The organism is Salinispora cortesiana (genome assembly GCF_000484695.1).
Taxonomy (GTDB): Bacteria; Actinomycetota; Actinomycetes; order Mycobacteriales; family Micromonosporaceae; genus Micromonospora; species Micromonospora cortesiana.
Genome location: NZ_AXVR01000017.1, coordinates 62,451 through 89,240, shown reverse-complemented (window position 1 = coordinate 89,240; position 26,790 = coordinate 62,451). Strand labels below are relative to the sequence as shown.

19 protein-coding genes and 1 pseudogene are annotated in these 26,790 nt (G+C 69.0%); 10 read left to right on the top strand and 10 right to left on the bottom strand.

Features of this window, described 5'->3' with window-relative positions; translation table 11 throughout:
* A pseudogene (locus tag K228_RS0110595) lies at positions 1–217 on the bottom strand (hypothetical protein); the annotation flags it as partial.
* A gap of 542 nt (positions 218–759) precedes the next feature.
* Here K228_RS0110595 and K228_RS0110590 point away from each other — a divergent pair.
* A complete protein-coding gene (locus tag K228_RS0110590; protein WP_025618429.1) occupies positions 760–1,407 on the top strand; it encodes a hypothetical protein in 648 nt (215 codons plus the stop codon).
* Between the two features lie 38 nt (positions 1,408–1,445).
* Here the strand turns inward: K228_RS0110590 and K228_RS0110585 are convergent, their stop codons facing one another.
* From K228_RS0110585 to K228_RS0110565, 5 genes are all read right to left on the bottom strand, one after another.
* Positions 1,446–2,000, bottom strand: coding sequence for a MaoC family dehydratase (locus tag K228_RS0110585; protein WP_025618428.1), 555 nt, complete (start codon positions 1,998–2,000; stop codon positions 1,446–1,448).
* Positions 1,990–3,231, bottom strand: a complete 1,242-nt coding sequence (locus K228_RS0110580; protein WP_025618427.1) for an 8-amino-7-oxononanoate synthase family protein — start codon at positions 3,229–3,231, stop codon at positions 1,990–1,992. The genes K228_RS0110585 and K228_RS0110580 overlap by 11 nt, the downstream gene beginning before the upstream one ends.
* 46 nt (positions 3,232–3,277) lie before the next feature.
* The gene (locus K228_RS0110575) at positions 3,278–4,120 is read right to left on the bottom strand and encodes an HpcH/HpaI aldolase/citrate lyase family protein (protein WP_025618426.1); all 843 of its coding nucleotides are present in this window, start codon (positions 4,118–4,120) and stop codon (positions 3,278–3,280) included.
* Positions 4,120–5,142: a quinone oxidoreductase family protein gene (locus tag K228_RS0110570; RefSeq protein WP_025618425.1), complete on the bottom strand. Its 1,023-nt coding sequence runs from the start codon at positions 5,140–5,142 to the stop codon at positions 4,120–4,122. The genes K228_RS0110575 and K228_RS0110570 overlap by 1 nt, the downstream gene beginning before the upstream one ends.
* A 100-nt stretch (positions 5,143–5,242) precedes the next feature.
* Complete coding sequence (locus K228_RS0110565) at positions 5,243–6,577, bottom strand: preATP grasp domain-containing protein (RefSeq protein WP_025618424.1); 1,335 nt, start codon at positions 6,575–6,577, stop codon at positions 5,243–5,245.
* A gap of 519 nt (positions 6,578–7,096) precedes the next feature.
* On the opposite strand from K228_RS0110565, the gene K228_RS0110560 reads away from it, so the two are divergent.
* Complete coding sequence (locus tag K228_RS0110560; protein WP_025618423.1) at positions 7,097–8,251, top strand: glycine amidinotransferase; 1,155 nt, start codon at positions 7,097–7,099, stop codon at positions 8,249–8,251.
* Between the two features lie 10 nt (positions 8,252–8,261).
* On the opposite strand, the gene K228_RS0110555 is transcribed toward K228_RS0110560, so the two are convergent.
* Positions 8,262–8,882, bottom strand: a complete 621-nt coding sequence (locus tag K228_RS0110555) for a TetR/AcrR family transcriptional regulator (protein WP_025618422.1) — start codon at positions 8,880–8,882, stop codon at positions 8,262–8,264.
* A gap of 1 nt (position 8,883) precedes the next feature.
* Complete coding sequence (locus K228_RS0110550) at positions 8,884–9,579, bottom strand: type 1 glutamine amidotransferase domain-containing protein (protein ID WP_018723555.1); 696 nt, start codon at positions 9,577–9,579, stop codon at positions 8,884–8,886.
* 192 nt (positions 9,580–9,771) lie between these two features.
* Between K228_RS0110550 and hrpA the strand changes: the two genes are divergently transcribed.
* Complete coding sequence (gene hrpA, locus K228_RS0110545; protein ID WP_025618421.1) at positions 9,772–13,791, top strand: ATP-dependent RNA helicase HrpA; 4,020 nt, start codon at positions 9,772–9,774, stop codon at positions 13,789–13,791.
* On the opposite strand, the gene K228_RS0110540 is transcribed toward hrpA, so the two are convergent.
* Entirely contained in the window at positions 13,788–14,723 is a 936-nt protein-coding gene (locus K228_RS0110540) for a LysR family transcriptional regulator (RefSeq protein ID WP_025618420.1), read from the bottom strand. The genes hrpA and K228_RS0110540 overlap by 4 nt on opposite strands.
* 80 nt (positions 14,724–14,803) lie before the next feature.
* Between K228_RS0110540 and K228_RS0110535 the strand changes: the two genes are divergently transcribed.
* From K228_RS0110535 to K228_RS0110510, 5 genes are all read left to right on the top strand, one after another.
* Positions 14,804–15,487 (top strand): succinate dehydrogenase cytochrome b subunit, encoded by a 684-nt coding sequence (locus K228_RS0110535; protein WP_080671570.1) that lies wholly within the window; start codon positions 14,804–14,806, stop codon positions 15,485–15,487.
* Between the two features lie 2 nt (positions 15,488–15,489).
* Complete coding sequence (locus tag K228_RS0110530) at positions 15,490–17,421, top strand: fumarate reductase/succinate dehydrogenase flavoprotein subunit (RefSeq protein WP_025618418.1); 1,932 nt, start codon at positions 15,490–15,492, stop codon at positions 17,419–17,421.
* Entirely contained in the window at positions 17,418–18,173 is a 756-nt protein-coding gene (locus tag K228_RS0110525; RefSeq protein ID WP_025618417.1) for a succinate dehydrogenase/fumarate reductase iron-sulfur subunit, read from the top strand. The genes K228_RS0110530 and K228_RS0110525 overlap by 4 nt, the downstream gene beginning before the upstream one ends.
* Positions 18,174–18,418: 245 nt before the next feature.
* Positions 18,419–19,579, top strand: coding sequence for an MBL fold metallo-hydrolase (locus tag K228_RS0110515; protein WP_025618416.1), 1,161 nt, complete (start codon positions 18,419–18,421; stop codon positions 19,577–19,579).
* A 104-nt stretch (positions 19,580–19,683) separates the two neighbouring features.
* Complete coding sequence (locus tag K228_RS0110510; protein WP_025618415.1) at positions 19,684–22,152, top strand: Tex family protein; 2,469 nt, start codon at positions 19,684–19,686, stop codon at positions 22,150–22,152.
* 129 nt (positions 22,153–22,281) lie between these two features.
* Here the strand turns inward: K228_RS0110510 and K228_RS0110505 are convergent, their stop codons facing one another.
* Positions 22,282–22,839 (bottom strand): dihydrofolate reductase family protein, encoded by a 558-nt coding sequence (locus K228_RS0110505; protein WP_025618414.1) that lies wholly within the window; start codon positions 22,837–22,839, stop codon positions 22,282–22,284.
* A gap of 151 nt (positions 22,840–22,990) precedes the next feature.
* On the opposite strand from K228_RS0110505, the gene K228_RS0110500 reads away from it, so the two are divergent.
* Both K228_RS0110500 and K228_RS0110495 read left to right on the top strand, forming a co-directional pair.
* A complete protein-coding gene (locus K228_RS0110500) occupies positions 22,991–23,416 on the top strand; it encodes a hypothetical protein (protein ID WP_025618413.1) in 426 nt (141 codons plus the stop codon).
* Between the two features lie 153 nt (positions 23,417–23,569).
* Entirely contained in the window at positions 23,570–26,674 is a 3,105-nt protein-coding gene (locus tag K228_RS0110495; protein WP_025618412.1) for a M14 family metallopeptidase, read from the top strand.
* The last annotated feature ends 116 nt before the right edge of the window (positions 26,675–26,790 follow it).

Genomic DNA, 26,790 nt, shown 5'->3' with positions numbered 1-26,790 from the left:
CGCGGGTGTTGTGATAGCCGGGCTTGTCGGTGTAGATACCGCCGTCGGCCGTGCCTGGCTGCAACTTCAGAAGTTCCTCCTGCAGCCACGACGAAGCCTCGGCCACCTTGTCCGGGTTACCAGCAGCGGTTGCGGGCGTGGCGGTCACCGCGAACGCTCCGCCTAGGGTCGCGGACGCAGCCACGGCCAGCACACTACGACGCAGAATCGTGTTCATGAGAATGCTCCATTCGGGGGTCGACACCCCACACGCACCCGAAAGGGGGGTCAGGCGGCAGGGGTGCAAGCACCGTCCGGCGCTCAACAGAACAGGGAAAGAAGATCCTCGGCTACCGCGGTCCGGGGACACGCACGGTGCCGGGTCCATGTGTAACGACCGGCGGGCCACCATCATTCCGGGACTCAACCACCCCACGGGCGGGCCGCTTCCTCGGTCGTACGCATGGTGTAACGCCCCGACGCCGGCCGGGATTCCGCCACCACCGTGCCCCCGACCACACCCCACACGGGCATCATGTGGATGTCAGTGATGACGGCCTAACCGGGTATCGCATCCACCCATACCCGCCTGCAGGGACCCAAATTCGCAGCACCCTGTGCCACCTTCACCCGGACGGTGCCACGCCGGTGCCAACTCGTTCCGGACGGGGCCAACTTGCGGCAGACCGGACACGTGTGCGGGTGATTTACCCTGGGCGAGATCAGCTCCGTCGATTAGAATGTATGTACTAATCTCGCTGTTGAGCTGGGAGGATGCCCGTGACTGCGCCCACCCCCGCCACTCCCCTCGCCCCCTACACCACGCTCCTTGGCTTCACCCGTTACGTCGACCGCACCGGCCCGACCAAGGCCACCTTCGTCGGTGGCCTGCGCCGGCAGCGGGCCAGCCGCTCCGGCTTCAATCCACATGGTCAGTTCGTCAAGGCACTCAAGGCCGACATCGCCTTCCACACCAGCGGCACCCACCTCGATCGGGTGGTCGCCGCCGTCAAGCCCCGATGGCGTCCGCTCTACCAGGCGCTGGTGCCGGGGGCGATGGCCTGGCTGCTTTCCCTCGGCGCACCCCGGTCGGTCGACCTGGCCCAGACCCGCGACGCACTCGCCCTGCTGGGCGACCTACCCGTGAAGATCAACCCACACTTCGGAATCCGGTACGCCGCCGGGCGGGCCGAGGCCGTCCGCCTGCACTTCGACGAGGCCCCGCCGAGCGACGAGGCAGTGCTGGCCATGCTGCACCTGATGGGCCGACAGATGGAGGCGATCCTGCCGCACGCCGAACCCGTCCTGGTCGATGTCCGACGCGGGCGGGCGCACCGCACGCCGGCGACCGCGAAGCCGGCGGAGATCGAGCGCTGGTTGGCCGGCGAGGCCGTCGCCTTCCAAGCACTGTGGAGCACTGCCGCCTGACCACGCGGACGGGCGGAGCCGGTGGGGCCGAGTTGCGATCAGTAGCCCGTCGTGTCATCCATGCTGGATTGCTGAGTCGGCACTAGGAAGCTCCGCTCGAAGGTAAGGACCACCTGACCAGTGGCTTTGCGGCCAATGGTGCGACAGCTCACGATGCCCTCGCCCGGCCGGCTGGCGGAAAGCCGTTTCGCGGTCACCTCGCTCTCGGCGTACAACGTGTCGCCCACGAAGACCGGCTGGGGAAGGTGGATCCGCTCCCAGCCAAGGTTCGCGATGGCCCGGCCGCTGGTGCTGCGGGCGGTCATCCCGCCGACGATGCTCAGGGTCACCAGACTGGAGACCAGGGGCTGGCCCCACCGGCCCGCCTCAGCGTACGCGCCGTCAATGTGCAGCGGTGACGCGTTCATGCTCAACATGCTCATCAGTACGTTGTCCATCTCCGTCACGGTGCGGCCGGGCCGATGCTCGATCACCATGCCGACGACCATTTCGTCGTAGTAGAAGCCGACCTGTTCGCGGTACCGGTTCTCACCTACCATCCGAAAGCCGACCGGACCGGATCCGGTCGGCTTCCCGGCCTGCTCAGGCCGCATCGGTGAGCTCCCGTACGTGGTCGGCGAAGGTGGCCAGAACCGACTGGTCAATGTCAGCGCGAATCATGATCCGCAACCCGGCCTGGCCCTGCGGCACGATCGGAAAAAACACCGCCGAGCTGTAGAAACCCCGCCGGTACAACTCCGCGGAGAGTCGGACCGCCCGGTCGGTGTCGCCCACGGTGATTCGACGTACCGGCAGTCCGTTGCCGGCAAAGGAGGTGGGTAGCAGCTCGTCGAAGTACGCCACGTTCTCGTCCAGCCGGCGCTGCAACTGGCCCAGCTCGGGTGAACGGTGAATGGCAGCGCTCGCCAACGAGGCCCCCACCAGCGGCAGGGCCATGTTCTGCGACCATCCCACCGGCCCGGCGTGCCGGGCCAGGAAGCGGGACATCGCCGGGTCGCCGAGCATGGCCACACCACCGCCGGTGCCGAAGCCCTTGCCCAGGCTGGTGACGATGACGGTTAGCGGATTCATGACCAGTCGGGATCGAACGAAGCCCTCGCCCCGCTCGCCGACCAGCGACAACGAGTGTGAGTCGTCGATGAAGAGGAACAGACCGTACCGGTCCTGGAGTTCCAACAGACCGTCCAGGGCAGCGACGCCGCCCATCGAGTACGCGCCGTCGGCGACGTAGGCGACACTGGGGTACTGCCGGCAGATGTCCTCCAGGTAGTTCAGGTCATTGTGATCGCAGGTGAGGACCAGACTCTCCTCTGCGCAGATGGGCTTCACGTACGACATGCAGAAGTGGCAGTGCCGGTCGAAGACCATCACCCTGGGGCCGCCCGGAGCGAGGTGCCCGGAGGCCACCAGGGGCAAGATGCCGGCGGTAAGCGCGCTACAGGTAGTACCGGGGAGGATCTGGGCACCGAACAGTTCTCCCAGTTCCTCCTCCAACCGGGCCAGCAGTTGGTGCCGGATGCGGGTGGTGGAGGTGACCAGCCAAGTGGTGCCGGCCTCGCGTAGCGCCGACACCGCCCCCTCAATCACTGCCGGATGGTGGTTTAGGCCGAGGTAGGCGCAGGAGCACATGTTGACGAACTCATGGCCGGTCGCCCGGTCGACGAGCCGGTTGTTCGAATCGCCCGAGGGCGTGTCGACACTGATCCCGGTCAGCCCATGGCCGGCCGCTGCCTGCCAGACCGGGTCGGCGGTCCGAATCATCTTCTCCGCGTGGCGGTACCGGTGCGGACCGACGAAGCTCTGATGTTCCGCTGTGCTCGTCATTTCCTCTCCCTGCCATTGAGACTGACCGCTGTTGTCGCTGTCACGGTCAGCCGGATGAGTCAAACTCGTCGAGCAGCCGCTGGGACGCCTCGAAGAAGGGCCGGCCGACCATCACCCCGTCAACGGTGGTGATGCCCTGGCCGCTGCGCTGACCAGCGGCCACCACTCGCCGAGCCGCCTCCAGTGATGCCGCGTCGGGTGAGAAGACCTGATTGATGACCGCCACCTGGCGTGGATGCAGGGCGATCTTGCCGCTGAACCCGAGGTCCCGTGCCAGGATCGCCTCCCGCCGTAACGCGGTCAGGTCCTGCACGTGGAAGGTCGGCGAGTCGATCGCCTCCACCTCGGCCGCCCTGGCGGCGTTCACCACCCGGGTCCGGGCCTGCGCCAACGGCTCCCAGCGCAGTTGGGCACCAAGAGCGGACGCGTAGTCCGCCGATCCGAAGATCAGCGCACGCAGGTGGGGCGACGTCGCCGCGATCGCAGCGGCGGCCTCCACCCCTCGTGGTGTCTCGATCACCGCGCATAGCTCGAGGTCCGGACGGACCGGCCGGAGTAGTCGCGCCACTATCTCAATGTCACGTGGCGATTCGACCTTAGGCACCAACACGATGGAAGGCCGGATCGGATACTCGCGCAAAGCGAGCAGATCCCGCATGCCTTCCGGTTCGGTAATCGTGTTCATCCGAACGGCGCAACGGCGGCCGGACGCGCTCTCCCCACTGAAGAACCCGCTCCCTCGGTCTCGGGCCTCGGCCTTGTCCTGCGGCGGTACCGAGTCTTCCAAGTCGACCAGGCAAATGTCGGCTCCCGAACGGTGGCAGGTTGCGTACCTGCCGACCGCGGTCGCCGGCGTACACAGCATGGAACGGCAGTACCGGGCGTACATCACACCTCCCGGCGTACGTCGATGAGAACCTTGCCCGAAGTGGCGCGGGCGGCGACCGCCGCGTGGGCGGCACCGACCTCATGCAGCGCGACGGTCCGGTCGACATGGACCGTAAGCTGCCCTTGGGCCGCCAGTTCGAAGAGCCGGCCGACGATTCCGCACAACAGCTCACGGTCGTCCACCACGTGCCGCATCCAGAAGCCGGCGCAACCGATGGAACGCTCGGCCAGTTGCGCGGTGGTCACCGCGACGACACCAGTGGGGTCCTCCGGACCGACGGGCATGTCACCAGCTCCGCCGGTTCCGGGATCGCTCGAGTTGCCGGGCCGCCAGCCAAGGCAGACCAACCGTCCAAACGGCGCCAGGCCGACCAGCGCGGCCCGCGCCACCGCGCCGCCCACCGAGTCGACGAACAGATCCACGCCGGTTCCGCCGGCCGCCTCCCGCACCCGGTCGGCCAGCTCTGGATCTGCCGGGTCCAGCACCACATCTGCGCCGAGCCCGGTGACGAACTGTCGCTTCGCCGAGGTCGACGCCAGGCCGATCACCGGCGAGGCGCCAAGCGCCACCGCGAGCTGCACCGCGAGGTGTCCAACCCCGCCGGCCGCGGCGGAGACGGCGACACTCTCCCCGGCCCGCAGCCGACCGGCCAAGAACAACGCCCCGTACGCGGTGCTGCCCTGCTCGAACAGACCGAGCGCCTGCGGGTCATCGATGCCCGCCGGAAGCTCCACGGTGTGCGCCTCCGGGGCAGCCACCACTTCGGCGTACCCACCGCCCTGGCGTAGTAGCGCGACAACTCGCCGTCCGTCGGCCCGTCGACGCCCGACCGCCTCCACGCCGAGCACCGCCGGCAGTGGCAGCTCGGGGTGAGCACCGGCGCAGCACTCCAGGTCATCGAAGTTGACCCCGGTTAACGTCACATCGATCAGACTCTCCCCCGCCCTCGGCGATGGCTCGGATATCCGCTCGACGCGTAGTGCTTTCGGACCACCTGGTCGGCGCAGAACCACCGCACGCATGGACCGGGTCATCGCGGCCGCCGACGGCCGCTGCGGCGCGAACCGACGAGTACCGGTCCCCAGCCACCGCCACGGGTGCGTCCCGACGATGCGGAGCAGGTCATGCCGACTGGTCCACGAAGAGTTCCCCCCGCCGGCGGTGCAGCTCCTCCGCTACCTGAAGGTCGTCCGCGATGGCGCAACAGGCGACGGTACCGTCCGCGTCAACGTCGTCGGAGGTGATCACGACCCCGGTACGGCTGGTGGGGTCGTACGTCAAGCCGGCCGTCGTGAGCCGCTCGACAGCCGCCGGGAACGATGGCACGGCCCAACCGAAGCGTTCCAGGAAGACCCGCTTCTCTCGGTATTCGGAATCGACCACCCGGCCGTAGAGGGCCAGGTGGAGGTGGGTGGAGCCAGTTAGGCGACAGTTGGTCTCGGTGAAGAGCACCTGCTTGTCCGAGGTGACAATAGCGTCGGCACAGACCACGCCCCGGTAGCCGAGTACACGGAGGGACTCGACCAGCCGGTGGGCGCCGTCCAGCAACTCTGCCCTGGTCTCCGCGTCGATCGTCTGCGCCGGCAGCACCTGGCCGATCGCCCTTGGCGCCATCAGCAGATCTCCCACCCCGATCAGCTGCGCTACCTCGTCGGTGACGATGTACTCCGCGTAGATGGTGGTGGACCTGGGGAAGAACTGCTCCACCACCAGCCGGTGTGCGTGGCCTGCCGTGAGCGATTCCCACCGCCGCTGCACGTACGACAGCAGCGCGGGACGGTCCGGCAGCACCACCGCCCGGGTCGCGCCGGTCGGCGCGACGCCATCGGTACGGCTGAGGACCTCGTTGCCGAGACCACCTCCGTTGAACTCCATCTTGACGATCGCGCTGTGTCCCCGATCGAAGAGGTCAGCTATCGCCTCCAGCGCCTGTTCCGGCCGGGCGACCACGCTGCCCAGGGCGATCGGAACCCCGGCTCCGGCAGCCAGGGCCCGACACCCGGCCTTGCTGTTTACCAGCGCGTCACCGGCCTGGGCGCTGAACGGATAGCCGGGGAGGGCTCCCTCAGCGCCAAGTGTCCGGGCGATCCTGGTGATGGAGAGGTCTTTGTATACGGCCAAGATCTTGGCAGGAGGTCGGTTGCCGAGAGCACCGCGTAGATCGTTCAAGAAGCTCGGATCGGTAAGCCGGTCTGGGGTGAGGATGTCCGAGCCAAGACTGCCCGGTGGAGGGATCACAGTGGTCAGTGCCGAGGCGCGGGTTCCGGTCAGGTGAGTGATGTAGCTCAGGTAGTCGGCTGGCGGAGCGAACGGCAACACCAGTACGTCGCCGTCCCGGGCGAACCAGAGCAGGCGCTGCGCGGCACAGCCACCACCGCGCAGTTGGTCGGAGGTCAGTGCCGCCAAATCGCCGACCATCTCCCAGGTTCGGCTATTGCCGATAATCAACGTTGTCATGACCGCCCCATCACGTCGGCGGGATTCTCGGACACGGCGCCGCTCAGCCGGTTCAACCGACTGTTGAGCTGCGACAGGAGACAGACCGGGGGCACCGTTACGAACCGTGCGTCAACACATGAAGAGATCTCCGATTTGCTGATCGACACGCTATCAATCAGCACCAGCGATAGCAAGGAGTGATCTTGCTAGCACCCGCAGTAGCGACGACTAGCCCCCGAGATCACGCCGCGAGAGATCATCAACGACACCGCCCCCACCTACGCCCGGTCGCACCATTCGTCAACATGAGATCGGAGCAGCACGCTAGCGATGCGATCGCGGCTGGTCACAGCCAACCCGCCCCGCCAGCCAGCCCATCCCGTCGCGCCGCCGCCCAACATCATCATTGCCGAAAGTATCGATCACTGGTTGTATGAGTGACGGACATAGATCCAAGACGCCACTGTAGGTAGCGGCAATGTCACGCTCCTCGCGATTGCGGGTGAGCGCACCGCACATACGTGTCCTGGGGGCCACATGAAGCTGCACAGTTTCGATGAATGGTCGCCGTTGCGCGAAATCGTCGTGGGTTCAGCCTCGGGCTATCGACAACAGGCCCGCGACCTCTCCTTCGATCTTTTTTTCTACGACAACCTCATCCACGACAACCCAAAAACTCACCCTATCTACTATCCACGGTTCATGACACACGGTCAGCCGACGCCGGGATCATTGACCTCGAAAACCCTGGATATCAAGCAGCGCTACGTGGACGAGCTACACGAAGATGTGGAAGGGATAGCTGGGGCGCTCGAATCCCTAGGCGTACGCGTTCACCGACCGATGAACCTCCGCGAGGGCGCGGCTCACTTCGCCACACCCGCATGGTCCGCCACCGCGCTGCCGCCCCTGAACGTCCGGGACAACACGTTGATCCTGGGTGACGAGATCATCGAAACGCCACCAATGATGCGCTCGCGCTACTTCGAGACACAGTTCCTGAAGCCCGTTTTCATGGAGTACTTCAAGCACGGCGCCCGATGGACGGTCATGCCCCGGCCCTGGATGACCGACCGCTCCTTCGACCTCGCCCACGCCGAACAGATCGTCACGATGGAGACGGTGCCCACCATCAACGACTCCCCCTATGACGTGGGCATCGAGATGCTCTTCGACGCTGCACAGTGCCTGCGATTCGGTCGAGATATCCTGGTGAACATCGCGACGGCGAATCACCTTCTCGCGTGCGAGTGGTTGGAGCGCCACCTGGAGGGCCGCTACACCATCCACCGGATCGACCGGTTGGCCGACAGCCACATCGACAGCATGGTGCTCCCCCTGCGACCGGGCACGTTGTTAATCCGCTCCCGACGGTTCCTCGATTACCTGCCCAAAGCCCTCCAGAAGTGGGATGTCATCGAGGCACCAGAGCCGAAAGCACAGAACTTCCCTCAGTACGACGACGATGATGTCATCCTCACCAGCCCGTTCATCGACCTGAACGTGTTGTCGATTGACGAGCGCACCATCATGGTCAACGACTCCTGCCCGGAGCTGAGCCGTGCACTGGAACAGCACGGCTTCGGTGTCGTGCCAGTACGTCATCGCCATCGGCGACTGTTCGGCGGCGGCCTCCACTGCTTTACCCTGGACACCGTTCGCGACGGCAAACTCGAGAACTACTTCTCCTGATGAGGTGATCTCAGCAAGGAGTGCGGTTCGGGATGGTGTCGGGACCGACGGGGTACGCCCAACCCGCGGCGCCTCCGGCCCGACCCACCTGCTCGGCGGGGCGCAGCAAACCAGGGACGAGCGCGTCCACGGCCCGTCCCAGCAGGCGCCGACCGTCCGGGGCCGTCTCCAGGCCGGAGACCAGGGCCACGCAGATCTCGGCTGCCGCGTCCGCGTCCGTCGCACCCGCCTCGGTAAACAGACCCGCCAGCAGCTTCCGCAGCTCCGCGGTGAACTCGGTGCAGATCTCACCGAAGAGCCGGGCCTTGCTGTCCATGAGTTCAGCGGTGTGCGGCGAGTCCCCGATCAGGTGCAGAGACAGGTCAAGCTTGGCGGCCAGGACGCCCCGGATGCGCTGGGCATAGGGGGCGTCCTGGCCGGCGGCCTGCTGCGCACTGGCCAGCGCCTGGGTGTGCAGGCGCCCGGCGAGTTGCCGGAACGCGTCGTCCTTGCCCCGAACGTACTGGTAGACGGCGGACCGGGAGACGCCCATCGCGGCGGCGATGTCATCCATCGTCGTCCGCCGTACGCCGTATCTGGTCAGGCAGGTGTAGGTGGCGTCGAGGACGTCGGAGAGCCGGCCACTGTCCATGTCAGCTCAGTTTAGCCAGCAGCTCCGTGGCGACCTGCTCGGAGGAGGCCGGGTTCTGCCCAGTGATCAGGTTGCCGTCGAGGACCACATTCGGTGCCCACGCCTCGCCCTCCTGGACCTGCACGCCGATCTCGGTCAGTCGGTCCTGGAGCAGCCACTTGGCCTTGTCGGCCAAGCCGGCCTGGGCCTCCTCCACGTTGGTGAAGGCCGCCACCCGGCGACCGGCGAAGGCGTTGCCGCCATCGGCGGTCACCGCGGCGAGCAGCGCCGCCGGCCCGTGACAGACGATGCCGAGCGGCTTCTGCGCCTGCAGGGCGGCCACCAGCAGCCGACCGGAGTCCTGGTCGACAGCCAGGTCCTCCATCGGTCCGTGACCACCCGGGTAGAAGACAGCCTGGTAGTCGTCGAGGTTGACCTCCGCCAGGCGGATCGGCTTGCGCAGACCCTCGAGGCCCTCCACGGCCTCGGTCATCCGGACCGCCCCCGCCGGGCCGCCGGTGAACTCCGGCAGCAGGCTACTGCGGTCCACCCGCGGCACCACTCCGCCCGGGGTGGCGATCACGACCTCGTGGCCGGCGCTGGTCAACATCTCGTGCGGAACCACGATCTCCTCGGCCCAGACACCGGTGGGATGCCGGGTGCCGTCAGCGAGCTCCCAGTGATCAGCGCCGGTCACCACGAACAGGATCTTTGCCATTGATCGAGCCCTCCGTAGCTGGGCGGGCCCTAGCAGTCCGCCTCGAAACCCACCATACAGACTGACGTTTTATATGCAAAATGACAGTTCAACTTTTGGTCGTGCCAGCTCGCGGGTGATGCCGGGCACCAACGGCCCAGCGGGGATAACTCCGGGCAGACGATCACCCGGCTGCCTATCCTTGGCGACGACATGCAGAACGAAGTCGCCTCCACCCCGCCCGACCCCACCCGCGAGCTGCACCGCCGGCTACGCCCGCTGATGCTCCGTGACCAGCACCGTCTCCGACGGCGGCTGGACGGCGCACGCCGGATACCCGACCCACAACGTCGGGAAACGGCCCTGGCCGAGATCACGACGGATGTGGTCCGGGCTGAGGCACGGCTGGCGAGCCGACAGGCCGCCGTACCCAAAATCACCTACCCGGCGATGCTGCCGGTCAGCGAGCGCCGGGACGAGATCGCCGCGGCGATCCGCGACCACCAGGTCGTGATCGTCGCTGGGGAGACCGGCTCCGGCAAGACCACCCAGCTACCCAAGATCTGTCTGGAGCTGGGGCGCGGCGTGCACGGGCTGATCGGGCACACCCAGCCCCGCCGGCTCGCCGCCCGCACGGTCGCCGACCGCATCGCCGAAGAGCTCGGCACCGAACTGGGCGGGGTGGTCGGCTACCAGGTGCGCTTCGCCGACCAGGTCAGCGACCGAAGCCTGGTCAAGTTGATGACCGACGGCATCCTGCTCGCCGAGCTACAGCACGACCGGATGCTTCGCCAGTACGACACGATCATCGTTGACGAGGCACACGAGCGAAGCCTCAACATCGACTTCATCCTCGGCTACCTACGGCAACTTCTCCCCCGCCGGCGGGACCTCAAGGTGATCATCACCTCGGCCACCATCGAAACCGACCGGTTCGCGCGGCACTTCGCCGACGCCGACGGCAACCCGGCGCCGGTCGTCGAGGTATCCGGGCGGACCTACCCGGTCGAGGTGTGGTATCGACCGCTGGTCGAGGTGGGCGAGGACGAGGACGACACCGACAAGGATCAGGTTCGCGACCAGGTCCAGGCCATCGGGGACGCGGTGCAGGAGCTGGCCGCCGAAGGCCCCGGCGACATCTTGGTCTTCCTCTCCGGCGAGCGGGAGATCCGAGACACCGCCGACGCACTCGGCAAGCTCGTCACGCACCGACCGGCACTGCGCAACACCGAGATCCTGCCGCTGTACGCCCGCCTGAGCACCGCCGAGCAGCACCGCGTCTTCGCCCCGCACACCGGCCGGCGGGTGGTGCTGGCCACCAACGTCGCGGAGACGTCGCTCACCGTGCCCGGCATCCGGTACGTGGTGGACCCCGGCACGGCACGCATCTCCCGTTACTCGAACCGGCTCAAGGTGCAGCGGCTGCCCATCGAGCCGGTCTCGCAGGCCTCGGCCAACCAGCGCAAGGGCCGGTGCGGGCGCACCTCGGACGGCATCTGCATCCGCCTCTACGACGAGCCGGACTTCCAGTCCCGACCCGAGTTCACCGACCCGGAGATCCTGCGGACCAACCTCGCCTCGGTCATCCTCCAGATGACCGCGATCGGGCTCGGCGACATCGCCGCGTTCCCCTTCATCGACCCACCGGACCGGCGCACCATCACCGACGGCGTCAACCTGCTGCACGAGCTGGGCGCGCTGAACCCGACCGAGACCAACCCGGCAGAGCGGCTCACCCCGCTCGGTCGACGCCTCGCCCAGCTGCCGGTCGACCCCCGGCTGGCCCGGATGGTGCTCGAGGGGGAACGTAACGGCTGCGCCACCGAGGTGGTCGTGATCGCGGCGGCGCTGTCGATCCAGGACCCCCGCGAACGGCCGGTCGACAAGCAGGCCCAGGCCGACCAGGCGCACGCCCGCTTCGCCGACCAGGAGTCGGACTTCGTGGCGTACCTCAACCTGTGGCGCTACCTGCGCGAGCAGCAGCGGGCCCGGTCGTCCAGTGGATTCCGGCGGATGTGCCGGTCGGAGTACCTGAACTACCTGCGGGTGCGGGAGTGGCAGGACATCGTGAGCCAGCTCCGGCAGGTGCTGCGGACCCCGGAGCGGAGCCGGCGGCGGGGCGGGCCGGCCGCCGACGGCGGTGGGCGACGCGACGGCGGGGCAGACCTGCCAGAGGAGATCGACACCCCGAAGGTGCACCAGTCCCTGCTCGCCGGCCTCCTCTCCCATGTCGGCCTGAAGGACACCCAGCGGTACGAGTACCTGGGTGCGCGGGGGGCGAAGTTCGGCCTCTTCCCCGGCTCCGCCCTGGCGAAGAAGCCGCCGCGCTGGGTGATGGCCGCCGAGCTGGTGGAGACCAGCCGGCTGTGGGGCCGGGTGAACGGCCGGATCGAGCCGGAGTGGGTCGAGCCGCTCGCCCAGCACCTGGTGAAGCGCAGCTACAGCGAGCCGCACTGGGAGAAGCGGCAGGCGGCGGTCATGGCCGTCGAGAAGGTGACCCTCTACGGCGTCCCGATCGTCACCTCCCGCAAGGTCAACTTCGGCCGGATCGACCCGGTGGTCAGCCGAGAGCTGTTCATCCGGCATGCGCTGGTCGATGGGGACTGGCAGACCCACCACCAGTTCTGGCGCGACAACCAGCGGCTGCTCGACGAGGTGACCGAGCTGGAGAACCGGGTCCGACGCCGGGACATCCTGGTCGACGACGAGACGATCTTCCAGTTCTACGACGAGCGGATCCCGGCCGGGGTGGTCTCCGGTCGGCACTTCGACACCTGGTGGAAGCGGGAGCGCCGGCAACGACCGGACCTGTTGACCTTCACCCGGGAGCTGCTGGTCAACGCCGGTCGCGGTGGCGTGGACGGGGAGGGTTACCCCGACGAGTGGCGAACCGAAGGGGTGCGCCTGCCACTGACCTACCGCTTCGACCCCGGCACGTCCAGCGACGGGGTCACGGTGGACATCCCACTGCCGCTGCTCAACCAGGTGCCGGCGGAGAGCTTCCAGTGGCAGGTGCCGGGGCTCCGCGAGGAGCTGGTCATCGCGCTGATCCGCTCGCTGCCCAAGGCGGTCCGGCGCAACTTCGTCCCGGTGCCCGACTACGCCCGGGCCGTCCTCGCCGAGCTACCGGCCGGCGAGGACGACCTGCTGGACGCCCTCACCCGACAGCTGCGCCGGATGACCGGGGTCGCCGTCCCCCGGGACGCCTGGGATCCTGCGAAGCTGCCGCCACACCTGCGCGTCACCTTCCGGGTACTCGGCGAGGACGACCGCCCGGTCGCCGAGAGCAAGGACCTGCCGGCGCTGCAACGCCAGCTCACCGCAGAGGTCCGTCAGGTGGTGGCCGCCGCCGCCCCGGACGTGGCCCGCACCGGGCTGACCGACTGGGAGATCGGCGCCCTGCCCCGCACGGTCGAACAGGTTCGGGCCGGGTACGCGGTCACCGCGTACCCGGCGCTGGTGGACGAGGGCGCCACGGTCGGGGTACGGGTCTTCGACTCCCCCGCCGAGCAGGAGGCCGCCCACTGGGCGGGGACCCGACGCCTGCTCCGGCTGGCCGCGCCGTCCCCGGCGAAGTTTCTCCAGGGGCGGCTCTCCAACGAGGCGAAGCTGGCGCTCAGCCGCAATCCGCACGGGGGCGTACCGGCACTGATCGAGGACGCGGCCGGCGCGGCACTCGACAAGCTGATCGCCGACGCGGGCGGCCCGGCCTGGGACGCCGACGGTTTCGCCGCGCTGCGCGGTACGGTCCGCGCCGGTCTGGTGGAGACCGTCGTCGAGGTGATGGAGCGGGTCCGCGGGGTACTCGCCGCCGGCTACGCGATCGAACAGCGCCTCGGCGCGACCCGAAACCTGGCGGTGGTGGCCGCGCTCGCCGATATCCGCAGCCAGCTCACCGGCCTGATCCATCCGGGCTTCATCACCGAGACCGGCCACGCCCGCCTACCCGATCTACGGCGCTACCTGACCGCGATCGAGCGCCGGTTGGACCGGCTCCCCGGCAACCCGGCCCGGGACAAGCAGCAGCAGGACCGGATCGCCATCGTGCAGCGGGAGTACACGGACCTGCTGGCCGCGCTGCCGCCCGCGAAGCAGCGGACGGCGGCTGTCCGACAGATCCGGTGGATGATCGAGGAGTTGCGGGTGAATGTCTTCGCCCAGGCGCTGGGGACGCCGTACCCGGTCAGCGAACAGCGCATCTACAAGGCCATGGACGCCGCCGAGGTGGCCTAGCGGGGTTCGAGACCGGATGGCAGGGCGGCGGTGGCGATCGCGTCGTCAACGTACTCCAGCAGGATGCGGCGCAGCTCCCGGCCGGCATGGGTGGGGACGACGTCGCGGCGGCGGGCGACCGCGATGGTCCGGCGAACGCCGGGCGCGGCGAGTCGGGTGACGTGAATTCCGGGCCGGCTGGCGACGACGCTGCCGGGCACCAGGGCAACCCCCAGCCCGGCTGCGACGAAGCTGAGCACGGAGTCCATCTCCCCGCCGTCCACCGAGATCCAGGGCTCGAAGCCGGCCTCCCGGCACGCCTGCAGGGTGGCGTCCCGCAGGTCGTACCCCTCCCGGAACATCACCAGCGGCTGGCCGCGCAGGTCGACGACGCGCATCGGGTGCGCTGGCGGGGTGTCCGGCAGGGGCTCGACGCTGGCGACCACCAGGCTCTCGGTGAGGATCGCGTCGGTGCGCAGTCCGGGGTCGGTACCCTGGGCCGGCGCGATGATCAACGCCAGGTCCAAGTCGCCGCGGAGCAGGTGCCGGACCAGATCCTGGGAGCCACCTTCCTCGACCCACAGGTCAACGGTCGGGTAGGCGTCGCGGAAGCGGCGCAGCACGGGTGGGGCCAGCGAGGTGGCCAGGCTGGGGGTCGCACCGAGGCGTACCCGGCCCCGCCGCAGGCCGACCAGCTCCTGTACCTCCCGGGTGGCGATCTCCACATCGGTGAGGATCCGTTTGGCGAACGGCAGCAGCACCTCGCCCGCGGCGGTGAGCGCGATCTTTCCCCTTACCCGCTCGAAGAGCGGGGTGCCGAGTTCCGTCTCCAGAGCGTGAATTTGCTTACTCAACGAGGGCTGCGTTATGCCGACAAGGTCGGCAGCTTGGGTGAAATGTCGTACTTCTGCGACCGCCGCGAAGTACCGAAGCTGATGGAGTTGCATCTTCATAGCCTATGGCTATGAATGCTGCGGAGTCGATGCATTGGACGACTGGTTCGACTGCTCCTAGCGTCAGCCGTGTGGTAGTCATGTCACGAACTCGGTCGCCCATCCGCTCCACTGTCGGCCTCAAAGCCGTCATGGCGGTGACGGGCCTTGTCTTGGTGCTGTTCCTCGTCGCACACATGCTCGGCAACCTGAAGATCTTCACCGGTGCCGAGGATTTCGACCACTACGCGCACTGGCTGCGTGATCTCGGCACACCGCTGCTCCCCTACGGCTGGTACCTGTGGTTGCAGCGGGGCGGCCTCCTGATCGCGCTGGCCGGCCACATCTGGGCCGCGACCATGCTGGCGGTGCGCGCCCGCTCCGCCCGCCCCGTCCGGTACGCCCACCGCAAGAAGGTCCAGGGCAGCTACGCCGCCCGCACCATGCGCTGGGGTGGCGTGATCATCGCCCTCTTCGTGATCTACCACATCCTGGACCTGACCACCGGGCACCTGAACCCGATCGGCGACCCGAGCCGGCCGCAGGCCAACGTGGTCGCCGACTTCGCCCCGGAACGCTGGTACGTGACGCTGTTCTACACGCTCGCGGTCGTCGCTCTCGGCTTCCACCTGCGGCACGGCGCCTACAGTGCGCTCCGCAGCCTCGGCCAGCAGACGCCGCAGGGCGAACGACGCGCCCGGGGCCTCGCGCTGGTCTTCGCCGTCGCGCTCAGCGTCGGCTACCTGGTGGTCCCGTTCGCCGTACTCCTCGGATTGGTGCGTTGACCATGGATCTCTACACCGAAGGTAGCCCGGTCACCGACACCCGGGCCCCGGACGGACCGATCGAGGGCCGCTGGGACAGTCGCCGGTTCGCCGCCAAGCTGGTCAACCCGGCCAACCGTCGCAAGCTGACGGTGATCGTCGTCGGCACCGGCCTGGCCGGTGGTTCGGCCGCCGCCACCCTCGCCGAGCAGGGCTACCGGGTCCGGTCCTACTGCTACCAGGACAGCCCGCGCCGGGCCCACTCGATCGCCGCGCAGGGCGGCATCAACGCGGCGAAGAACTACCGCAACGACGGTGACTCGGTGCACCGCCTCTTCTACGACACCGTCAAGGGCGGCGACTTCCGCTCCCGCGAGTCGAACGTGCACCGACTGGCCGAGGTGTCGGTCAACATCATTGACCAGTGCGTCGCCCAGGGCGTCCCGTTCGCCCGCGAGTACGGCGGCCTGCTCGACACCCGCTCCTTCGGTGGCGCGCAGGTACAGCGCACCTTCTACGCCCGGGGTCAGACGGGTCAGCAGCTGCTGCTCGGGGCGTACCAGGCGCTGGAACGTCAGGTCGGCCTCGGCAACGTGGAGATGAACACCCGGCACGAGATGCTGGAGCTGATCGTCGTTGACGGCCGGGCCCGGGGGATCGTCGTACGGGACCTCGTCACCGGCGAGATCACCACCGAGTTCGCCGACGCGGTCGTGCTCGCCTCCGGCGGCTACGGCAACGTCTTCTACCTCTCCACCAACGCCAAGGGCTGCAACGTCACCGCCACCTGGCGGGCGCACCGTCAGGGGGCGTACTTCGCCAACCCCTGCTACACGCAGATCCACCCGACCTGCATTCCGGTCTCCGGCGACCATCAGTCGAAGCTGACGCTGATGAGCGAATCGCTGCGTAACGACGGCCGGGTCTGGGTGCCCAAGGCCGAGGGCGACGACCGCGATCCCCGCGAGATCCCCGAGGACGAGCGGGACTATTACCTGGAGCGGATCTACCCCTCGTTCGGCAACCTGGTGCCCCGGGACATCGCCTCCCGCGCCGCGAAGAACGTCTGCGACGAGGGGCGCGGCGTCGGCCCGACCCGGCTCGGCGTCTACCTGGACTTCGCCGACGCGATCCGGCGGCTGGGCCGCAAGTCCATCGAGGCCAAGTACGGCAACCTCTTCGAGATGTACGAGCGGATCACCGGCGAGGACCCGTACGAGGTTCCGATGCGGATCTACCCGGCCGTGCACTACACGATGGGTGGACTCTGGGTCGACTACGACCTCCAGGCGACCATCCCCGGTCTCTTCGTGATCGGCGAGGCGAACTTCTCCGACCACGGCGCGAACCGACTGGGCGCGTCCGCGCTCATGCAGGGGCTCGCCGACGGCTACTTCGTGCTGCCGAACACCATCGCCAACTACCTCGCGGCCGGCCCGTTCGAGAAGCTCGAGCCGAGCCACCCAGCGGCGGTCGATGCCCGGCGCACCGTCGAGGAGCGGATCAACCGGCTCCTCTCCGTGGACGGCGACCGGACCGTGGACTCGTTCCACCGGGAGCTGGGCCAGATCATGTGGGAGCACTGCGGCATGGAGCGCTCCGCCGCCGGGCTGCGCAAGGCGGTTGACGAAATCCGCGCGCTGCGGGAGGAGTTCTGGCAGCGGGTCCGGATCGTCGGCGACGCCGACGGGCTCAACCAGTCACTGGAGAAGGCTGGCCGGGTGGCCGACTTCTTCGAGCTGGCCGAGCTGATGTGCATCGACGCCCTGCACCGCGAGGAGTCCTGCGGCGGCCACTTCCGCGCCGAGCACCAGAGCCCGGACGGCGAGGCCCAGCGCGACGACGAACGGTTCGCATACGTGGCGGCCTGGGAGTACGGCACCGAGCAGCCGGTGCTACACAAGGAAGACCTCAAGTTCGAGTACGTCCACCCCACGCAGCGGAGTTACAAGTGAACCTGACCCTACGCATCTGGCGCCAAACGGGCCCCGAGGACAAGGGTCGGATGGTGACCTACCAGGTCGAGGACATTTCTCCGGACATGTCGTTCCTGGAGATGCTCGACGTGCTCAACGAGCGGCTGACCCTCGCCGGTGAGGAGCCGGTGGCGTTCGACCACGACTGCCGTGAGGGCATCTGCGGCATGTGCGGCATGATGATCAACGGCAACGCGCACGGGCCGCAGCGCGGCACCACCGCCTGCCAGCTGCACATGCGGCAGTTCGCCGACGGCGACACGATCGACATCGAGCCGTGGCGGGCCCGGGCGTTCCCGGTGGTCAAGGACCTGGTGGTCAACCGCAACGCCTTTGACCAGATCATCGCGGGAGGCGGCTTCGTCACCGCTCCGACCGGCAGCGCGCCCGAGGCGCACGCGGCGCCGGTGGCGAAGGCCGAGGCGGACGCCGCCTTCGAGTCGGCCGCCTGCATCGGCTGCGGCGCCTGTGTCGCGGCCTGCCCGAACGGCTCTGGTATGCTCTTCACCGCCGCCAAGGTCACCCAGCTCTCGCTGCTGCCGCAGGGCCAGCCGGAGCGGTACACCCGGGTGATCGGCATGGTGGATTCGCACGACGACGCCGGCTTCGGCGGCTGCACCAACGCCGGGGAGTGCACCGTGGTCTGCCCCAAGGGCATCCCGCTGCACACCATCGGTCGGCTCAACCGCGACTACCTCGCGGCCACCGCCAAGCACACCGGGCGCTCCTGACTGCAACACCGTCGGTTCAACCCCTCCGTTGCGGGTAGCCCCCTTCTCGGAAGCGAGAGGGGGGACCGACGGCGCTGAATCGGTAGGGCCGGCGGCGCGAACGGGTCGAGTACCCGACCGAGGCGGTCGGAGCACGTCCCGCCGCCGCCGGCAGCAACCCGCCCCTGCGGCGGTGGGGCTCGGATCGTACCGGCGGTGAGTCGCCGGGCCGGCGGGTACGGCGGATTCCAGTCGGAGGGACGGCGATGGGGGCACCAACAGAGCGGGGCCGTCAGCGCAGGACGGGTGGGCGGCGGCTCGGCGGGGTGATCGGCATGGCCGCACTGGCTGGCCTCGCCTGGACGGTACGGGATGTCCCGCTGGCCCTCGGCGGCCGGCTGACCGGCGCTCGGGCCGAGCGCGCCCGCCACTCGCCGCAGTTCCGGGCCGGCGCCTTCCGGAACCCGGCAAGCAGCCGTCCCGCCGCCAGCCCCACGACCGGCCCCACGGACCGGACCCTGCTCCGTGAGCTCCTCTTCGGCAAACAACAGCGCCACCCTCGTCTGCCGGTGCCGTTGGTGCGCCCAGCACCTGCGCCGGAGCCATCCCCGCACGCACCCGAGCTGAACGTGGTCTGGTACGGCCACGCCTCCATGTTGGTCGAGATCGAGGCCCGCCGGGTGCTGATCGATCCGGTGTGGAGTCAGCGCTGCTCCCCGTCGACCCGGGTCGGACCGAAGCGGCTCCACCCACCACCCGTCGGCCTCGACGAGTTGCCTGCGGTCGACGCGATCCTGATCTCTCACGACCACTTCGACCACCTCGACCTCGCGACCGTACGGGGGCTGACGGCAGGGCAGGACGCACCGTTCGTGGTGCCGCTCGGGATCGGCGCCCACCTTCAGCGGTGGGGGGTTCCGGAGTACCGGATCGTGGAGCTGGACTGGTCGGAGAGCCACGACATCGACGGGGTACGGCTCACCGCCACCCCGGCCCAGCACTTCTCCGGACGCGGCCTGCGCCGTGACGCCACCCTCTGGAGCTCCTGGGTGATCGCCGGGGCGCACCGCAGCGTCTTCTACACCGGCGATTCCGGGTACTTCGCTGGATACGCTGCCATTGGTGCCGCATACGGGCCTTTTGATGCGACGTTAATGCAGATCGGCGCCTATGACTGGGCCTGGCGGGATATTCACATGTTCCCGGAGGAGGCGGTCACCGCCCACCTCGACCTACGCGGCGGGCTGCTTGTCCCGGTGCACTGGGCGACCTTCAACCTCGCCGTGCACGACTGGTCGGAGCCGGTGGACCGGCTCTGGGCCGAGACGAAGGCCCGGGACGTGCGGCTGGCGGTGCCCCGGCCAGGCCAGCGGGTGGTGGTTGACGACCCGCCGCCGGTGGACGGCTGGTGGCAGGCGGTCGCCTGAACGAAAGGACAGCCCGAACCGCCGTACCGGGACGGTGATTCCGCCGCCGCTTCGGTGGCCCGGCAGAATGCACGGGAAACCACTCCCGAAGGCGGATCGAGATCGTGACCCTCTCTGTTTCTCAGCGGATCGCCGAGGCGCTCGGCGTCGCCGAGCGCCAGGTGAACGCAGCCGTGGAACTACTCGACGGCGGTGCGACCGTGCCGTTCATCGCCCGGTACCGCAAGGAGGCCACCGGCCTGCTCGACGACACCCAACTGCGTACCCTCGAAGAAAGACTGCGTTACCTGCGCGAGTTGGACCAGCGGCGGGATGCCATCCTGGAGTCGATCCGCAGCCAGGGCAAGCTCGACGAAGCCCTGACGGCACAGCTCATGGCCGCCGACTCGAAGTCTCGGCTGGAGGACATCTACCTGCCGTACAAGCCCAAGCGGCGGACCCGCGCGCAGATCGCCCGCGAGGCCGGCCTGGAACCCCTCGCCGACACCCTGCTCGACGGGCCAGCCCAGGAGCCGCGGGCGACGGCCGCCGGTTTCGTCGACCCGGACCGGGGCATCGCCGACGCCTCCGCCGCGCTCGACGGCGCCCGAGCCATCCTCGTCGAGCGGTTCGCCGAGGACGCCGACCTGATCGGCACGCTGCGCGAGCAGATGTGGTCACGGGGCCGGCTGGTGTCCCGGGTCCGCGACGGCCAGACGACGACGGGCGCCAAGTTCGCCGACTACTTCGACTTCGCCGAGCCGTACCCGAAGCTGCCCGCACACCGGGTCCTCGCCATGTTCCGTGGCGAGAAGGAGGGCGTGCTCGACCTGACGCTGGAGTCGGAGTCGGAGGAGGCCCCGGATCCGGCAATCACCGCCCCGACCCGGTATGAGACGGCCATCGCCGCCCGGTTCGGGGTCAGCGACCAGGGACGGCCCGCCGACCGCTGGCTCCGCGACACGGTTCGCTGGGCCTGGCGGACCCGAATCCTCATCCACCTCGGCGCGGACCTGCGCCTGCGGTTGTGGCAGGCCGCCGAGGCGGAGGCGGTGCGGGTCTTCGCCACGAACCTGCGGGATTTGCTGCTGGCCGCCCCGGCCGGCACCCGGGCGACGATGGGGCTGGATCCCGGCCTACGCACCGGGGTGAAGGTCGCCGTCGTTGACGCCACCGGCAAGGTGGTAGCCACCGACACCATCTACCCGCACGAACCCCGCCGGCAGTGGGACGCCTCGATCGAGACCCTCGCCCGGCTGGCCGCCACACACCAGGTGGAGTTGGTGGCGATCGGTAACGGCACCGCGAGCCGGGAGACCGACCGGCTCGCCGGAGAGCTGATCCGGCGCCACCCCCAGCTGCACCTCACCAAACTCGTCGTCTCCGAGGCCGGGGCCTCGGTCTACTCGGCGTCCGCGTACGCGGCGCAGGAACTGCCGGGCCTGGACGTGTCGCTGCGGGGCGCAGTATCGATCGCCCGCCGCCTCCAAGACCCGCTCGCCGAGCTGGTCAAGATCGACCCGCGCTCGATCGGAGTGGGGCAGTACCAGCACGACCTGTCCGAGGTGACCTTGTCCCGGTCACTTGACGCGGTCGTCGAGGACTGCGTCAACGCGGTCGGGGTCGATGTCAACACCGCCTCCGCACCGCTGCTGACCCGAGTCTCCGGCATCGGCGCGGGGCTGGCGGAGAACATCGTGCTGCATCGAGACGCCAACGGGCCGTTTCGGAACCGCCGCGACCTACGGCAGGTCCCCCGGCTCGGCCCGAAGGCGTTCGAGCAGTGCGCCGGCTTCCTGCGCATCCCCGGCGGCGACGACCCACTGGACTCCTCCAGCGTGCATCCGGAGGCATACCCGGTGGTGCGGCGGATCCTCACCGCCGTCAAGCAGGAGCTACCGGCAGTGATCGGCCGGAGTGCGATCCTGCGCGGGCTGCGGGCCACCGACTTCGTCGATGACACCTTCGGGCTGCCGACGGTCACCGACATCCTCGCCGAGTTGGAGAAGCCCGGCCGGGACCCGCGGCCGGAGTTCCGCACCGCCACCTTCGCCGAGGGCGTGGAGACGATCACCGATCTGGTGCCCGGCCTGATCCTGGAAGGGGTGGTCACCAACGTGGCCGCCTTCGGCGCGTTCGTGGACATCGGCGTACACCAGGATGGCCTGGTGCACGTCTCGGCGATGTCCCGCGCCTTCGTCCGGGACCCGCACGAGGTGGTGAAGTCCGGTGACGTGGTGAAGGTCAAGGTCCTCGACGTGGACGTACCGCGCAAGCGCATCTCGCTGACCCTGCGTCTGGACGACACCGAGGCCGGCCACGGCGGGCGGGGGCAGCAGGGGGGCCGCGGCGGCGACCGGGAAACCGGCGGCCGTTCCCCGGGCCGCGGCGGACAGGGCGGTCGCGGCGGACAGGGCGGTCGCGGCGGACAGGGCGAACGCGGTGGGCAGGGCGAACGCGGTGGGCAGGGCGGTCGCTCCCAAGGGCGCGGTGGGCAGGGCGGTCGCGCCGGGCAGCCGCGATCGGGACGTGGGGGCGGGGCTCCGGCTAACGATGCGATGGCGGATGCCCTACGCCGCGCCGGTCTCGCCTAGGCGCACCTGCGACGACATCCACGGATCCCTCGAACGGCTCCCGAAGGCGGCCTCGCCTTCGGGAGCCGTTCGGCGCTGCGCGGCGAGCGCGAAGAAGACGCCATGCTGGCGGCGATGGACTCCCGCGACTCAGCGCGCGCGGCGGTAGTGCATGGCCACCACGCCGTTGCGCAACGGCTCCGCCGAGAGCAGCTCGAGCTGGCGCGTGCCGGGCAGCCCGCCCTCGTACAGCGTCGGGCTGTGGCCGGCGATCCGGGGATGGACGAGCAGCCTGTACTCGTCGATCAGGTCCAGCCGGTCGAGCTCGGTCGCGAGTTTGCCGCTTCCGAGGAGGACCCCGGCAGCGGTCGCGTCCTTCAGCCGCTGCACGCCCTCGCGCAGGTCGCCGGCGATGTGGTGACTGTTGGTCCACGGAAATTCCGTGCGGGTTGACGACACCACATACTTGGGTTTGGCCTCCAGCTTGACCGCCCACTCGCGCGTGGCCGGCGGCGCCTCCACCTCGCCGTGGGCAACGGCCGGCCAGTAGCTCTCCAACATCTCGTAGGTGACGCGCCCCCACAGCATTGCCCCAGCTGCGTCCATGAGATGGGTGAAGAAGGCATGCGTCTCATCGTCGGCGATCCCCTCCTGGTGGTCGACGCAACCGTCCAGGGTGAGATTGAAACTGAAGGTGAGCAGTCCCATGGCCAGCGAGTCTAGGGCCTGCGGCAAAGCTGGCCAGACCTTGAAGTTCCGGCGCGTAGCGGCCCCCGGGCGGGCGTGAGGTACAGCGAGCTCGAGGTACCCGCGCTCCCGTCTCCCACCAGCCCACCGGGTGCGGCGTAGCGTCACAGCCGTGGGCGTGGAGGAGAGCCAGGACTGGCGGGAGCAGCGACGACGGGCGGTGGCGGCGCACGCCGCGGCCGATCAGCACCGGCGACTCGCCGAGCAGGCGGAGGCCGCCGAGTTGGTCGCGGAGTTCGTGGCCGAGGCCCGCCGTCGCGGCCTACCACCCGAGCGACTCACGGCGACCGGGCACGGGGGCCGGGGGCGTTACCGGACCCGGCTGCGGGGCTGGTACGTGGACCGGGCCCGCAGCCGGGCGGTGGACGTGGACGGCCAATTCCATCTCCTGGTCGTACCCGGCGGGCTTCGCGCCCGGCTCTTCGGCGCAGATCCGCAGCCCAGCCCAGCGCCGCTCGTCGTCGGCGCGGGTGGGCGCGACGGTGAGTCAGTGCCGCTGCGGACGCTGCTGCGCCGACGGCTGGGCGACGCCGACTGACCCCGGACGGGCCGAGTAGCAGGCGTGCCGCACCGGGGGCGACGTACCTCAGTGTTCCCCCTCCATCGCGAAGAGCTACCCAGACGTTTGATTGACAGCCGTTGACGGATGGCGAAAGCTCGCGGCACAGGCCCTTCCATCCCAGGAGGCGCGATGAGGCGCACACGGCTGGCGATTGCCGGCGTGTTTACTCTGGTCGGTGCATTGGCGCTGACCGCACCGGCGACCGCACAACCGGCGTCCGAACCGGGCAGCCAGGACAGTCTGGAGGTGTACGTCGGCACGGTTGACCCGCAGCAGCTGGAGAGGCTGCGGCAGGCCGGGGTCGACCTCGGCCACGGGCACAGCGAGACCGACCGGTCCGGCGACACCCGCGTGGAGACGGTTCTCAGCAAGCGGCAGGCGGCCCGGTTGGCCAGCCAGGGCGTGCAGCTGGAGGTCAAGAAGGTACGCGGCAAGCCGGCCAGCGAGGCGCTGCGGGAGCAGGCCACCACCGGCTGGTCCGCATTCCGGTCCTACAGCGAGCCGGGCGGCATCCGAGACGAGATCACCGCCACCGCCGCCCGCTACCCGGACCTGACGAAGGTGATGACGATCGGCCGCAGCCACCAGGGCCAACCGATCCTCGCGGTCAAGGTAACCAAGAACGCGGACCGGACCCGGGACGGCAAACGGCCGGCGGTGCTGTACGCCAGCGCGCAGCACGCCCGTGAGTGGATCACGCCGGAGATGACCCGGCGGCTGATGCACCACGTCCTCGACAACTACGGCACGGACCGGGAGATCACCCGGCTGGTGGACACCACCGAGCTGTGGTTCCTACCCGTCGTCAACCCGGACGGCTACGACCACACCTTCACGCCTGGCAACCGGCTCTGGCGCAAGAACCTACGGGACAACGACGGCGACGGGCAGATCACCACCGCCGACGGCGTCGACCTGAACCGCAACTGGGGCTACAAGTGGGGATACGACAACGAAGGCTCCTCCCCCGACCCGAACAGCAACACCTACCGGGGGCCCAGCCCGAACTCGGAGCCCGAGACCCAGGCCCTGGATCAGCTGTTCCGACGGGTCGGCTTCGAGTTCTTCGTGAACTACCACTCCGCCGCCCAACTGCTGCTCTACGGCGTGGGCTGGCAGGTCGCCACCCCCACCCCGGACGACATCATCTACGAGGCGATGGTCGGTGACGACGAGAACCCGGCCGTGCCCGGCTACGACCCGGACATCTCCGCCGAGCTGTACACCACCAACGGCGACACCGACACTCACGCCACGGTCCGCTACGGCACCCTCGGCTTCACCCCGGAGATGTCGACCTGTCAGGCCGCGGCGGCCTCCGACCCGGATGACGAATGGCTACCGGAGGACTGCGTCAGCGGCTTCATCTTCCCCGACGACGAGAAACTGATCTCCGCGGAGGTGGCGAAGAACCTGCCGTTCGCCCTGTCCGTGGCGCAGTCGGCACACAACCCGGACGAGCCGGTATCGGTCGTCGGCCGCAGCACCCCGGACTTCGTGGTGGACACCTTCGACACGTCGTACGGCCGCAACCAACAGGTCGCCTCGATCACCCGACGGGCGCTGCGCAACGTCCGGATGCACTACACGATCAACGACGGCCGGACCAAGACGGTCAGCGTCCGTGAGTGGCAGGGCGGTGAGCGCTACGGCGACACCCACGACGACTACTACGCCGAGCTGCGCGGCACGGTGCAGGGCGCCAAACCCGGCGACCAGGTCGAGGTCTGGTTCAGCGGCAAGAAGCCCAAAGCGGGGAAGGTCACCAGCGAGCGCTTCACCTACCAGGTGCACGACGACGTCGGCGGCGACGTCCTGGTGCTGGCGATGGAGGATGTGAACGGGCCGGTCCCGGACCAGGACGCCACCAGCGCGAAGTACGCCGACGAGATGGCCGATGCGCTGACGGCGGCCGGGCGCACCAGCGACGTGTACGACTTTGACACGATGGGCCGCCAGGCCCCGCACCACCTGGGTGTGCTGTCGCACTACCAGATGGTGCTCTGGGAGACCGGTGACGACATCATCCCGCGTGCTCCGGGGCAGGTACCGGGCACCATCGCCCGGGCGGCGGTAGAGACCGAGTTGGCCGTCCGGGACTACCTGAACGAGGGCGGCAAGCTCCTGCTCAGCGGTGAGTACGCGCTCTACGCCCAGGCCGCCAACGGCGGTTACAGCTACCAGCCGAACGGGCCGGCGGAGTGCACCGACTCGAACGACGAGACGTGCCTGCCGGTCCTCAACGACTTCCAGCAGTACTGGCTGGGGGCCTTCACCTACGTCAGTGACGGCGGCACCGGCGAGACCGGGCCGTACCCGGTGACCGGCACCGACGACCGGTTCACCGGCTTCGCCGGCTCGCTTAACGCACCGGGCTCGGCGGAGAACCAGGACCACACGGCATCGTTCCTGACCACGTCGGGCTTCCTGCCACCGGAGCAGTTCCCGCAGTTCGACAGCGCGGCGCCGCTCGGCTGGGAGCGGCCGGGGGGTGCGCCGTTCGACCCGCGTACCGGTGACTGGTACCTGTGGAGCGGCCAGACCAACGATTCGTACAAGCGGCTCACCCAAACCGTGGACCTCACCGGCGCCAACGAGGCCGAGCTACGCTTCTTCACCTCTTACGACATCGAGACGAACTGGGACTACCTGATCGTCGAGGCGCACGAGGTGGGCAGCGACAGCTGGACGACCCTGCCGGACGCCAACGGCCGGACCAGCACCGACACCGGGTCCAGCTGCGAGTCGGGCTGGGTCGAGGCGCTGCACCCGTGGCTCGCCCGATACCAGGGCGAGGACTGCTCGCCGACGGGCACCACCGGCAGTTGGAACGCCCTCACCGGCGCCTCCAACGGCTGGCAGGAGCTCGTGGTCGACCTCTCCGGGTACGCCGGTAAGGAGGTCGAGCTGTCGATCTCATACATCTCGGACTGGAGCACCCAGGGTCTGGGTGTCTTCCTGGACGACGCCCGGGTGATCGTGGACGGCTCCACGGTCAGCGACACCTCGTTCGAAACGGACCTGGGTGACTGGACACTGGCCGACCCGCCGCCCGGCTCGACCGAGACCACGGAAAACTGGGGGCGCAGCCAGCAGGCCTTCGCGGAGGGGTCGGCGGTGGTCACCGCGGACACCGTCTACCTCGGCTTCGGCCTGGAAGGACTGGCTCCGGGTACCCGGGCTGACCTGGTCCAGCGGACGATAGACCATCTGTTCGCGGCAGATCGCCGCTAACGGCTCGCGGCGCCGGCGGTCTGCGGAGGCCGCCGGCGCCCGCGTGGCGACGGGCTGGGCGCGGGCGATCCGCACCGTCGGCCCTCGGCGAATTCCCGCCGAGCCAGCCCGAATGT